This is a genomic window from Paenibacillus sp. sgz302148, from assembly GCF_056120465.1.
Map to the genome: position 1 here is coordinate 171,292 of NZ_JBVYOJ010000012.1, position 13,409 is coordinate 184,700.

The following is a 13,409-nucleotide window of genomic DNA, read 5'->3' on the forward strand; positions in this document are numbered from 1 at the left end:
TGCACCAATAACTGCAAAAGTACATCTGTTGCTGCACGCCTAACTTAGATGAACATAATACCTGCATATGTACAGTTATTTCAAGCCATTCCTTTACTTTCAGGCGATATAAGCAATAATAACTGCATAATTGCAGGCTTTTCTCCTTCATTTCAATAATCCGGTCCAAATAACTGTACTTTTGCAGGTATGTATGGGTCATGCGAGTTAGCAGGCATGCATACATGCCGAGAGACCAGCCGCAAAACAGTCGAAGACCCCGCAGACCAGTCGAGACCCTGCAGAAAAGTCGCAGACCCTGCAACCAACTAGAGACCCTGCAGACCAATCGAGACCCTGCAGACCAGCCGAAGACCATGCAGACTTGCCTCCGCTCCTCTCGGCGATCGTAGCGTCCGGCTACGCGCCCTAACGCCGCCAAACATGGCGCAGAAGCAAAAACCGCACCGGGCGGTATGCCATTAGTTTATCATAACGGCACCCGCTCGGCACGGTTTCGGCAAAAAGTATCGGCGAAATCGTCAGGTCAATGCGGCTCGTATTATCCGACCAGACCTGTACGCTCGACGCTCTCGACAAAATAACGCTGAACGAACAAATACATGATGAGCAGCGGCAGCATCGTCAGGAACACGCCTGTGCTGAGCAGCATCGATTGATAAATCGGATCCGGTTCCTTCAGGTTCATGCCCATGTCCATGAGACTCGTGGACAACACCTTCACTTGGTTCAGGAACAAGCTGACGTAATAGCTGTCGTTCCACTGCCATACGAACGAGAAGAGCAGAACGGTAATGACCGCCGGCACCGCGTTCGGAACCATGATGCGGTAGAACGTTTTGAAGATGCCCGCGCCGTCAACGAACGCCGCTTCTTCGATTTCCTTCGGAATGCCGCGGAAAAATTGCCGGAAAATATAAATGTACAATCCGTTTTTCAGCCCCATCGCCGTACCCGACGAAATAAGGAACGGCCAGAAGCTGTCGATCAAGTTTAGACTCTCCTTGCCGGTAAACAAGCCCACAAGACCGAACAAATCAAAGTAACGATAAGTCAAATAAACCGGAATCATGATCGTTTGCGGCGGCACGATGATCGTAAAGATGACGAGGCCGAACAGAAGCCCGCTGCCTTTGAATTTCAGCCGCGCGAACGCGTACGCCGCCAGCGCGCAGGAAATGAGCTGCACGACCGTCGTTCCTGCCGAAACGAAAATCGTATTAAGCAATGCGCCGAAGTAATCCGTCGTCGTAATCGCGACCTTCAGATTATCCAGCGTGAAGTGCCGCGGAATCCAAAGCACCGTCGGATCGTAGATGTCGACCTTGCTGCGGAACGTGACGGATAGCTTCAAAAACAGCGGAAAAAGAATAATGAAACAAAATCCGAAGATGAGCACGAAGCGGATAATTTTCCACGTCCAGCTCTTCCCTTTTTCCACGGGGTTATATTTGCGGACAAACAAATCCGCGTAAGCTGCCGGAGACTTCATCGCTTTTCCCCCCTTAATCGTAGTAGAACACTTTGCGTGAGATGAGTCCCGCGGAAATGGCTAGAATAATCGTAACCACCAGGAAGTACACCCATGACATCGCAGCGCTCAGGCCGAAGTCGAACGTTTTGAACGCCGTCTCGGAGATGAGCGTGTTGATTTTGTTGTTGCTGAACGAATCGATGATCGAATATACCGTGTTCGTCAAGATCAGCGGCGTCATCATCGGGAAAGTTACTTTCCAGAAAATTTCGTAGCCGGTTGCTCCTTCGATTTTGGACGCTTCGTAGAGCGACGGCGAAATCGACTGAAGACCTGCAAGGAAGATTAGAATTTGTACGCCGGACGAGCTGATGATCTCATAAATCCGGTCGACCGCCCCGGTGATATAATCAACGAGGAACTCGGCCATGCCCGCCTCGAGCATCATTTTCTTCAGCTCGAAGCTTTGCAGCATGTTGCCGCCGCCGCCCGACGAAGAGCTCGCTGTCGAAACCGTGCTGCCGACGAAGGTGCTGACGTCCAGATTGGCAATCGCGCTGGATGCCAGGATGACGGGCAAGAAGAAAATCGCCCGGGCAAAAGCGCGCCCTTTGAACTTCTGGTTCAGCAGCACCGCCGCGAACAAGCTGAAGATGATAATAATCGGCACGTTGACGACCATATTGACAACCGATTCCACGAGCCGGCGCGTAAAGTCCGGATTCGTCGTGAACAGGCTCGTATAGTTTCCAAACCCTTCGTAATCGATCGAAAAGCCGCCGGGAATCAAGCTCAGCGAGCTTAAGCTATAACGGAACGATTGGATGAGCGGCAAAATGAACAGCATGATCAGGCCGATCATTAGCGGTGTCGCAAACAAAACGCCGTACCACGCTTTTTTATTTTCCAACGTCAGTCGTTTTTTAAACAAATCATTCACCGCCTACTTTGTAGCTTTGAGCTTCGATACGGACGCCGTCTACATCAGCGGGCGCATTGCCGTAATTGACCGTAACCTTGGTGCCGTCCGCGAACGTCGTTTGAACCACTTGATCGGCCAAAGCCCGATGTCCGACGATCGGTTGATTCCGCACCTTGCCCAGTACGGCTTCCGCTTCCTTATACACGCTTGCCGCTTCCTCGAGCCAATCCTCGTAATGGAGCGCGTACAAATCGTTATACGCCGTATCTTTAACCGACGAAGGCTCGTTGTAATACCATTCGAAATAAACGTTAGAGCCCGTTTCCAACGCTTTGAGCATCGACAAACGCGGATTTTGATATTCGTCCATGTTGAATGGAGACCCTGCCACATCGTAGTACCCGTGAAGCGCGATTTGGTAGAACGGAATATCCGCATCGGTAATGTTCATGCGCGAGCTTTTGGTCGGTGCGCCCACGATCGAGCTTGCATACGGCAATGCATAAGCGTTGCCGCCGTTCACCATGATCTTGCCCGCCTTTTCCTTCAGCTTGGCCGCTTCGCCTACGACTGCGGTTAGCGCATCCTGACGGCTGATCGGATGGTCGGCGTCAAAGTCCGAATTCACTTCGTCGCCAAGATCGCGCAAGGACACTCCGCCTACGCCGAAGTCGGCGTAATCGTTCAAGAATCCGTCGACCATTTTTGGCAGTGCAGCCGCGGACAAAACGTAATGAGAGAATTTCGTCGTATCTTTGACGTTCATGACCGGATCGTAATCATCGATTTCCGCTCTGCGTCTGTCGAGGAAATAAGCTCCGCCCTTCGCGCCTTTATATTTTTGAAGGAACGCCACATCGGGATACAAGCCGATGCCGTTCTTCTTCGCATAGTCGATCAAATCGTTGAAATCGCCTTTGCCGCCGAGCTTGCCCACCAGGCTGATATCGTCCGGCGCGCTATGGCGAATGCCGTCGTTAAACCAGCCGACGTAACGAAGGTCGACGTTTTTCACGCCGCGCTTCTTCAACAGCTCGACGAGACTTACAGCTTCCTCGTAACGGGTCAAAGGTTCAATCGACTCGTAAGGGATGCCGAGGAACGATTTTTGCTTGCGGAACGCGCCTTCGACTTCGAGGACGAAAGGCGCCGCAGCGGAAGCCTCAAGCGGCTTCAAGCTGTACTTGCCGACCAGGTAATCGCGGTATTCGGCCGCCATACCGGTATAGTCGGCTTTGTCGCCGGACAAGAACGCATAGCGGATTTGCAAATCGCCCTTGTACGTATTTTTCTGGAACATCGGCACCGAGCTTGTTTTCGTTCCGGACGAAAGCGAGTAGAAATCCATCGCCGTCATTTGGAACTTGCCGCCCACCGTATTGAACGAATCGAATCGTCCGCTAATATCGGCCGTAATGTTCGCCATCGCGTCGCCGTTTTCGATGATGCCGACGAACGCATGGTCGTTTTGTTTTAAGCCGAATACCGGAAGACGCGTCGTTTCGTTGAATTGCACCTTTTCCTTAACGTCGAACGTTTCATCCGTACCGTATACCGGAAGGTTGTAAGGCTCGGCGTTCAGCTTTTTGTTATTCAACCGAATAAGAGCTCCGGAACCGTCAGGCACGAAGATATAGCCTTCTTTGCTCGTGCCGGCCGCGCCGAAATATTTCATCAGCGTGATGGTCGCGAGCGGGAATTCTTTCGTATCCTGAATCTCGGCAACCGGTACCTTCGCGACAAGTTGATCGCCGTCCAGCGAGTATTCGACCGGAATGGTGAATACCGGCTTGGCCTCAACGGCAGCTCCTTCGCCGCCGCTTGCCGCAGCATTGTCCTGAGCGGCATCCTCTTTCGTGTAACCGATCGATTCGAGCGTTTGCTGAAGTTTTTCCAAGATGTCAGGCTGCAGCTTCCGCAGCGTGTAGACGTTTTTTTCTTCGTTAAAAATGAATTTAAAATTAACGTCTTTTTTCAGCTTTTCGTCCGTAATTTTATTTAAAATCCGTTCTTCAAACCGTTCCTTGCTGATCGCCTTCGGTATACCGCTTGCCGGATCAGCCGCTTCGCCGAACTTAAAGACGATTTTTACGCCTTTATCGGTTTTTTGCATTTCGAACTGCTTTTTCTTTACGCTGTCGTCGAAGCTGTTCGTCGTCTGTACTTGACCTTTTTCATTGTAATACGTAATCGCGATTTGAGACGCCATCTCCGATTTATACAGAGGCGTTGCAACCGAGTCGTTGTCGCGTCCAACCGGATTCGAGAACCAGACGTAGCCGTCCCGTTTGTCCTTCACGGCGATTTCCGCCGTCGCTTTATTCATATATAACATCAGCGAATCGTTTTCCGCCGCAAGCTCCATTGCCGCAAGCGCCTGAAGCTCTTCTGCCGTATTGGCTGTCCGAACGCCTTTCGTATCGCCCATGCCGGCCGCCAGCGTCCGCACTTCCCCGGATGTTGCCTCTTTTGCCGCGCCGGTCGTTTTCCCCGACCCCGCAACATGAACCGCGTCTCCGCTCTCGGAATAACCGATGCCGCTAAAGCCGATGCCTGCCGCAAGAACGCAGGCGCCAAGCGCCCCATAGGCTATTTTTCGTTTGCCGGTCACTGCGATCCCTCCTTATGATGTGACGTATTAGAACCGGAATGAAAGTTCCTGGTAAATCGATGTGGCAAAATTGATAATTTGCTGGATCATGCTGAAGAACAATACGCCCAGGAATAAAATGATGCCGATGACGACCAGCGTCAGCAATATCGTCACGACGGTTTTCCCAGCCGTATATTGATGCACCGTCATCGTGCCTATGAACAGAAGCCATACGAACCATATAAGGGCAATCGCGTCAAGCAAATAATAAAACGGGCTTTCGTCGACGGTAATAATTCGGCTGTACAGCGTTTGCGGCACATAGATGATGACGAATGGCAGCAGCGCATACCCCGTAGCCATTACGATTTCTTTGAACTTGCCTTCCCCGTCCATCAATGTGGTCAACGACCAGTTGGCGATACACCATAGCAAAAACGGCAAAATGATAAACTTGAGCTCGTTGATGCTGTTCAAGTCGGCCAAGTTGTTATAGTTCACGACAAATCCGCTGAACTGGCGCTTGATGATCGTAACGAGCACGAACAGCAGCAAAATGCCGATGGCGACTTTGACCCGTCCCTTCTTCTCGAACTTCATTTCCCAGAAGCCGTTGAACGGATGCATCATCGTATAAAACGGATTTTTCAGTACGCCGATTTCCTCATAATGCTTGCCCGCCATTCTTCTGCGGCTTAGCTTCACGACCGCGACGATAAGTCCGACTACAACGACGATGCCAAGGACGATCCATCCGAACGATTCCATGACGATTTCTTTGCGGTATCGTTTGAAAGCCTCGGAATAATATTCGCGATTGTTGCCGTTTTGGAAATAATCCATCGCCGCTTTGTTGTCGCCTTGCTTCATGAGCGCTTTGCCGATGCCGATATAAGCGACCTCGAAATTGCTGTTCAGCTTCAGCACGTTATGCCATGCGGCGGTCGATTGCTCGATCTTGCCGTTGTAGAGCGACGTAACCGCTTCGCGGATCAAGCTGCCGTAACGCGTCGGCTCGAAAACCGTAATACGGTTGTTATCCTTATCGAGCACAAGCATCCGCTCGCCCAGCATTTCGATCGCCGATGGCGTACGGAACTTGCCTTGCTGGCTACCGAGTCCGCCGAAGACGTACAGCAGGTTGCCGTCTTTGTCATACGTAAAGATGCGGCCGCGCTTCGAATCCAGCGCGCTGTACATGCCTCCGACGTCGGAAGTGATGTCGATGAAGATCGAACTGCCCGGCCTGCTTCCCACTTCCGCCGTTTTCACGTCGCCTTTAGGCGGGAAGTAGCCTTTGCTCCGCAAAATATCAACCCCGGACGGGTTCAGCCGTTTCATCGGGGTGTCCGAATTCTCTTCGGAAGTCGTCGTGTAAATGAAGCCGTCGTCGTCGAGATCCAGGTTGTTGAACTCGATCGGTACGAACTGCTGCATTTGCTCGCGTTGCGCTTTCGTCGAAATGCGTTTCCAGAACAGGTCGATCGGGTTGAATTTAACCCGGTTCGTGCCGATGAATCCGGTAAACGTGCCGTCCGCGTCAAACTCGATGACGCCCTCGTAAGAACCTCGGCTGATGACGTAAATCCGTTTGGCGAAATCAACGGTGACTTTGATCGGCGTATATTGGAAGCCGGAACGGATCAAAGTCGATTTCGGTTCGCCGATTTCGCGCACGAACGTGCCGTCGCTCTTCAATTCGACGAGCCGGCGGTTTTGCGTGTCCGCGACAATCATAAGACCGTCGGCGTCAACATAAATGCCTTCAGGCTGGTTGAACGTATCTTTTTTTCCGTTGTTGTCGAACTCCGTGATGATCCGCTTAACGCGGAACTGGTCGTCCAGCGCCACGATCCGGCTGTTGCCGGTATCGACGACATAAATCATGCCGTCCTTTCCGACATACAAGTCCTGAGGCGATGCAAACGACCCAATGCCTAAATCGTTGCCATACACAACGCCTGCCGGCGCATAGGGCTGCGGTGCGGGAACGGACTCGCCCCAATACGAATAGTTGTACCCTTCGCTTGAGGCTGCAGCGGCAGGGGCCGCCGAACCGATCAGCAGCAGCAGCGCAAACAGCGTGACAATCGTTCTTTTTGCAATCAAGTGCGGCTCCCCCTCGTTAGTCTTTCAAGCCCGATGTAGACATCGTTTGAATGACGTTGCTTTGTGTGACGATAAACACGGTAATCGGCACAACCATCATGAGCAGCGTCACGGCCGCTACCGGGCCTGTTCTGGCGATACCGCCGCTAGCGATTTGCCCGAATACGGCGTCTACCGTCCGCAGCTGCTCGCTGTAAATAAATTTATGGCTCGTAACGGATCCGCTCCACAAGCCTTGCAATGAGAAAATAATCAAAGTCAGCCATGCCGGCTTAACGTTCGGCATAATGATTTGCCAGAAAATGCGATATTCGCTGGCACCGTCAATTTTCGCCGCTTCAATCAGCGCATCGGGAATTCCCTCCATAAATTGCTTCATGAGGTAAAGTCCCAGCGTTGCTCCAAATGCCGGTATAAGAACCGCCCAGTATGTGTTGATTAAACCAAGCCAGGAAACCGTCATGTAGTTCGGCACTTGCGTGACATAAGCCGTGAACATCAGCGACATGACAACGATGCTGAACAAGAGGTTCCGGCCCGGAAACTTACCCTTCGCCAGCGGATAAGCCGCTGCGGATGCCAGGATGACGTGTCCTGCAGTCCCGATAATCGCGATAAAGAATGTATTGAATACGTACCGCGAGAATGGCACCCACGAATCGGAAAATATGTTGACCAGATCGGTGAAGTTTTTGAACGTCGGGTTCCGCACGATAAAGCGCGGTGGAAACGCAAAAATTTCATCGATCGGCATAAACGCCCGGTTAATCGTATAAATCAGCGGAATAGCCATAAATGCGGCGACCGCTCCCAGCAGCAAGAAGAGCAGGATATCGACCGTCCATGACCGGTTCAGCCGCTTTTTCAAAAACTTCAGCTTCATTGTTGCTATTCACCCACTTTTTTCAGCAGCTTCTGCGTGATCATATTCGTCGCCAGCATAATCGCAAACAATATCGTTGCAATGGCGGAAGCATAGCCCATCTCGAAACGAATCGTTCCGTAGTCGATCAAATGGGTAACGATCGTATGCGCTGCGTAATCGACGCTTGGGAAACCGATCAAATAAATCGATATTTCCGCGATCGCAAACGCTGATGTGATTTGGATGACGGCACCGAACATGAGCTGCGGCCGCATCGAAGGCAATGTTATGAACCATAGCTCTTGCCAGCGGTTGCGAATCCCGTCAATCGCTCCTGCTTCGTACAGCGTGCGGTCTACGTTCTGAAGGCCTGCGATAAAGGCAAGGAACGACGTGCCAAGACTGAGCCACAGCTGGACAAGAATCAGAATGGCGAGCATGTACTTCGGATCTTGAAGCCATTGAATCGGCTCCAGAATAATGCCCCACTGCATGAGAAACGAGTTCACGTAACCGTAAGAATCGCTTGCGAACAACGTCTGCCAAATCAGATACGTATTGCCCGCGATCGACGGGGCATACAGAATAAGCGTCAACAGCGCCCTGAGCTTCGACGGAAGCTCGTTGATCAGCCACGCGAACAGGAAACAAGCCATATAGCTGATCGGGCCTGTGATGACTGCGAATAGGAACGTGTTTTTGAGGGCGATCAAAAACACGTCGTCTTGAACGAATAGTCTTGCATAGTTCTGCCATCCGACCCAGCGCGGAGGCTCGAGCATATTGAAATAAGTAAAGCTGAGAACAACGGACATAAGCACCGGCAACACGGTAAATATGCCGAAAATCAAGAAATAAGGAGCCATCAAGATGTACATGTGCTTATTCTTTTTGATCTCTGTCGACAAATAACCTAGCTTTCTGCGAAGAGCGTGTGTCATGTAAGTCCCCCTCATTTCTCATAGGGAAGATTAAACTCTTTCCGTTTTTGAGTAATTTCGTCATTAATATAGCGGATGTAATAATCCATTGTCTCCCGTGGATCGTCGCCGCTGACGACTACCTTACGGAAAGCATTGTCGATGTGGCGTCCTGTCAAATAGCCGCCCGGTACTTCCGGAATGCCGTGAACCCACTTCATTTGTTCCAGCAGCGTGTTCAAATCTTTGGTAGGCCAAGGCAGCTGGGACAGCGCTTCGATGTTGGCGGTCGGATAACGCGCCGACGAACCGAGACGCACTTCCATTTCCCGTCCGAACTTGAGCTGCGTTTCTTTGCTCGTCCACCACTTCAGGAACTCCCAGCCCGCATCTTTATTTTTCGTATGCTCGAACATGATCGTACCGGAGCCGCCGCTGCCTACGTCGCGACGAATCGTGCCGTCGGCCGTTTTGGTTCCCGGCACCGGAACAAAGTTCCACAAGCCTTTGATTTCCGGCGCGAACACGCCCAGTTTGTTGTACATCGTATAATCGGTAATACCGATCGGCATTTCGCCTGTCCGGAACCGGTTGGCGAAGTCGATTTGGATCGGCAGCTTGTAGTTGACGTAAAGATCCGTCCATTTTTTGAACTGCTGGATCGCCGTCTCCGAATCCAAATTGCTTGCCTTGTCTCCATCCTTATAAAGCGTGCCGTCGTTTTGGAACAGCAGCATCGTATAAGCCGGGCTCGGCGGCAGCGTGATGATATCCGTCGTCGCCACGTCGTTGCCTTGAGCGTTCAACTGGCGCTGCGGCAGGCCGAATTGCAGATTGTGCTTCTGCAGCTCCGGAATCATCGCGTACACATCTTGCCACGTTTGCGGTACTTTGAGTTTCAGTTCATCTTCGATAATATCTTTGCGGTAGAACAATACAGGGAATGTCTGCTGCTCCGGCAGCGCGTAGTATTTGCCGTTGTACTCGTACGGCACCATCGCGCTTTCGTTGAACCGCTTCTTCACCTGCTCAAAGTCAGGGAAGACGGACAAATCCTGCAGCGCGCCTCTAGTCGCGAAGTTAACGGGCATTTCGTTGCCGATCTGAATCGCGATGTCCGGACCTTCGCCGGATACGGTTGCCGGAAGCAAAATATCCGATGTTACAAGCCGCAAGTTCACTTGGATACCTGTTTTCGACGAGAATGAATCGTCGATCAGCCGTTTGATGATTTGCGCTTGGTCACGTCCGGAGTTGACCCAAACCGAAATCGTTTTGTCTCCTTTATCTTCGCTGCTGAAATCGTCGTAATTCTCATAGAACGAAGCAGCGAACGACGATACGCCGGATTGCAGCTTCTGCCATCCTGTCGCGCTCGGTGACGGAAGATCGGCACCTGGGGACGATACGATTAAATAATCGATCGTCAGCGGTTGTTCGTTAATCATAAGCAACCACGAACCGAGTCCGCCTACGTTGCTTTTGAATTGGTCAAGACGGGACGGCACCGTTTCCGGACGATCCGCCATATCTTTTAATTGGAAGGCCAGCGTGTTCAGCAAGGCCGAGCGATCGTTGCTGCCCCCGGTCGGTCCCTCGATAATGCCCGCAATCGTATACATGAGCTTGCTTTGCTTGCGGAACACTTCCGTCATTTCCGGAATGCGCTGCTCCAGATTGTAATCGCGGAACGCATCCGGCACCGCGCCGGTGAAGCTAATGATTTTGCGGTACATCGTATTCAGCTCGAGTATGCTCGACTCCGCAGCCCGAAGCAGGGGCGCCAGCTCGCCAAGCGTTACCTCGAACCGGATTTTGTGCTTGCCTTTCGTTAAGTAAAACAAATAAGGATGGTCCGCATCGGAGCCAAGCACGCGCATCTGCCACGGGCTGTCATATGCAAAACCGATCCGCTTCGCTTCTTTGAACGGAATTTCCCCGTCGATGTATAACGTGCGCAACGACGACATGCCGGTCAAATAGTTTTGCCGGTTTTTTACAGCGATTTGATATAACCCGTCCTCAGGCGTATCGATTTCCCACTCGATCCATTGACCCGGCATTCTCCATGCGTAACCGCCCATGGCGTTGTTGCGGATTTTGGAAACGTGGTATGGCTCGAGAGACGGATTGGAACGGTCGTTATACGGCAGCAGCATTGCGGACGACTTGTACTTTGCTTGCTCGCCCTGAATTTTGACGAATGCATCCTTTGCAGGCACATAGCCTTGTTGCGTATATCGTTTCGCCAGCTCGTCATAAGTCGGCGTATTTTCCGGCTTTGTCAATTTCAAATAATCGATAACGAGAGGTTCTTTAATGGAATTGAATGTAAGAGTATGTTTTCCTTTGGAAAAATAAAAAAGATACGGTTCTTCATAATATCCCGTAGCGTCTTTGAGCAGCGTTTCCTGCCACATCGGAACCTCGACCTGGGTTGGCGCCAGATCGTTACCGCGTTCGTCGCGCTCGATTTGATCCGTTTCGTTCGTCCAAACGCGATTGAATGTCAAGCTTCTTGCTTCCGCGAACGGGTACTCCCCGTCGATCATCAATTCTCTTTCGATATCCGAGTCTTTCCCCTTAACGGTGAAATACTTCATATCGAGGTGATACATGCCTTCCTGTTCGACATTGAATTCCCAAGAAACAGAACCCGCGTCTCCCGTTTGTACCGCTTTCCCTTGCTCACCTTCGTAGTTATCCAGGACGGAAACTTCCATGCCGGAAACTTTGCTGTAGTTTTCCGCTTCAATGCGCACCTCGGCGTCGGGGCGCGGGTCGGATTTGTGCTTAACCGCATACTCGTCGTAGCTGCCTTTTTTCACGGAGCCTTCGATCTTCCCAAGAGCGGAGCTGTCCAGCGGACGGTCTTCCGCCGCAACGGTCTGACCGGAGCCGGTAACGAACATCGATACGGCAAAATAGACAACCGCAGACAGAATGACAAGAATCGATATAACTTTGACGTATGGTCGCCGCATTGCTTCCCCCTCCTCTTAGGCAGTACCCCCAATCGCCATGGGACTTCAAACCCGGACTGGGATTAGGGGTACTTGGTAAGAGTTTGTTAAGTTTTACGCTTATTTGCTTTGCGCCAATTTGCCGATGTTCGCTTCAAATTGGTTTTTGATTTTTTCGACAGCAGTTGCAGGCGCTACTTTTTTGTCCGTGATTTCGTTGATTGCGCCTTCGAACAGCGCACCGGAATCAGGTACTGCATAGTAGGAGCCCATGTAGTCTACAGTGTCATACATTGCCGAACGCACTTCGCGGAACTCTGGAGTCGGCAAGCTTTGTTCCCATGCTTGAACCGAGTAGCTCTTGCTGTCTGGCAGCATGATGTCGCTCATGATGTGAGCTGCAGCTTCGGCGTTTTTGGAATATTTCGCGATCATGTACATATTGCCGTATGCCGTATACGTTTTGTAAGCGTCGGCTTTAGGTCCTTTCGGGAAGAACATATAACCGATGTTTTTGTCTTTCATGTTGTCTTTCAGACCGCCGAACTCCCAGCTGAATCCAGCGTACATAATGCTTTTGCCTGCGATGAACTCTTTGCTTGCATCTTCAGGTACTGGTTGCATGATCGATTTGTCCGTGTTGTACAGGTCGGACAGGAATTGCAGAGCTTGGATCGAGTTTTCGTCGCCCATCGTGAATTTCAGAGCGCCGCTTTCGTCGTTTTTCGCTACAGCGCCATTGTTCGTGTAGATGAATTGTTTAGCCAGCATCGGAGTTTTTTCGTATGCGCCGGACAGGCCGTATACGTCAACTTTACCGTCGCCGTTCGTGTCTTTCGTTGCGGCTTTCAGGTACTCGCGGAATTTGTCCCAAGTCCAGTTGCCTTCTTTGTACAGCTTGTAAGGATCTTCAAGACCCATTTGGTCGATCAGTGTTTTGTTGTAAAAGAAACCGTATGGGGAAGGAGCTCCGTCGTACAGGCCGTATTGCTTGCCGTTGTAGCTGCCGCCCGCTTTCATCCAGTTGTTGTATTTCGGATTGTTCATGTCCAGCCATTGGTCAACCGGTTCAATCAGACCTTTGTCAACCATTTGCGGGAATGCCCAGAACAGCTCAAGTACAACGATGTCGGCAAATGGCTCGCCGGCAAGCGAAGTCGTTGTGAAGTTCTCAACATATTTGTTATAATCGCCGAATTTTACATATTCGATTTTTGCATTGTATTTTTTCTCAGCTGCTTCGATCAGTTTGATCGATTCGATCGTCCCTGGGTCGCGGTCTGCTTCCGCTACAGTACGAGGGTCAGCACCGTCCCACCAAACGCCGATTTTAATCGTTTGACCTTGGAGGTCGAATTTCTTCTCTTGTGGTTCTTCTTTAGCCGGCTCTTCTTTAGCTGGTTCGGTCGCATCACCCGTTTTAGCTTCTTCTTGCTTTGCCGGTTCTTCCGTTTTCGCTTTGTTGCCGCATCCAGCTGCAACAACAACGAGCACCAACGCAATCAACATCAACTTAAGCGTTTTCATTTCAATCCCCCATTGCTGATTATTTTTCGAATTCGG

8 protein-coding genes are annotated in these 13,409 nt (G+C 51.1%); all 8 read right to left on the reverse strand.

Going from position 1 to position 13,409, the window contains the following annotated elements:
• Nucleotides 1-541: 541 nt before the first annotated feature.
• The 8 genes from AC0LWM_RS19045 to AC0LWM_RS19080 all read right to left on the reverse strand — a co-directional run bounded on the left by AC0LWM_RS19045 (nt 542) and on the right by AC0LWM_RS19080 (nt 13,373).
• Entirely contained in the window at nt 542-1,492 is a 951-nt protein-coding gene (locus AC0LWM_RS19045) for a carbohydrate ABC transporter permease (RefSeq protein WP_474676569.1), read from the reverse strand.
• A gap of 13 nt (nt 1,493-1,505) precedes the next feature.
• A complete protein-coding gene (locus AC0LWM_RS19050) occupies nt 1,506-2,405 on the reverse strand; it encodes a carbohydrate ABC transporter permease (RefSeq protein WP_474676570.1) in 900 nt (299 codons plus the stop codon).
• 1 nt (nt 2,406) lies between these two features.
• Nucleotides 2,407-5,007, reverse strand: coding sequence for a DUF5696 domain-containing protein (locus AC0LWM_RS19055; protein WP_474676571.1), 2,601 nt, complete (start codon nt 5,005-5,007; stop codon nt 2,407-2,409).
• A 27-nt stretch (nt 5,008-5,034) separates the two neighbouring features.
• Nucleotides 5,035-7,098: a YIP1 family protein gene (locus AC0LWM_RS19060; RefSeq protein ID WP_474676572.1), complete on the reverse strand. Its 2,064-nt coding sequence runs from the start codon at nt 7,096-7,098 to the stop codon at nt 5,035-5,037.
• Nucleotides 7,099-7,114: 16 nt separating this feature from the next.
• Nucleotides 7,115-7,981, reverse strand: coding sequence for a carbohydrate ABC transporter permease (locus AC0LWM_RS19065; RefSeq protein WP_474676573.1), 867 nt, complete (start codon nt 7,979-7,981; stop codon nt 7,115-7,117).
• Between the two features lie 5 nt (nt 7,982-7,986).
• On the reverse strand, nt 7,987-8,904 hold the full coding sequence (locus AC0LWM_RS19070; protein ID WP_474676574.1) for a carbohydrate ABC transporter permease: 918 nt from the start codon (nt 8,902-8,904) through the stop codon (nt 7,987-7,989).
• Nucleotides 8,905-8,915: 11 nt separating this feature from the next.
• Nucleotides 8,916-11,867: an extracellular solute-binding protein gene (locus AC0LWM_RS19075; RefSeq protein ID WP_474676575.1), complete on the reverse strand. Its 2,952-nt coding sequence runs from the start codon at nt 11,865-11,867 to the stop codon at nt 8,916-8,918.
• Nucleotides 11,868-11,966: 99 nt separating this feature from the next.
• Nucleotides 11,967-13,373: an ABC transporter substrate-binding protein gene (locus AC0LWM_RS19080; RefSeq protein WP_474676576.1), complete on the reverse strand. Its 1,407-nt coding sequence runs from the start codon at nt 13,371-13,373 to the stop codon at nt 11,967-11,969.
• Nucleotides 13,374-13,409: the final 36 nt, after the last annotated feature.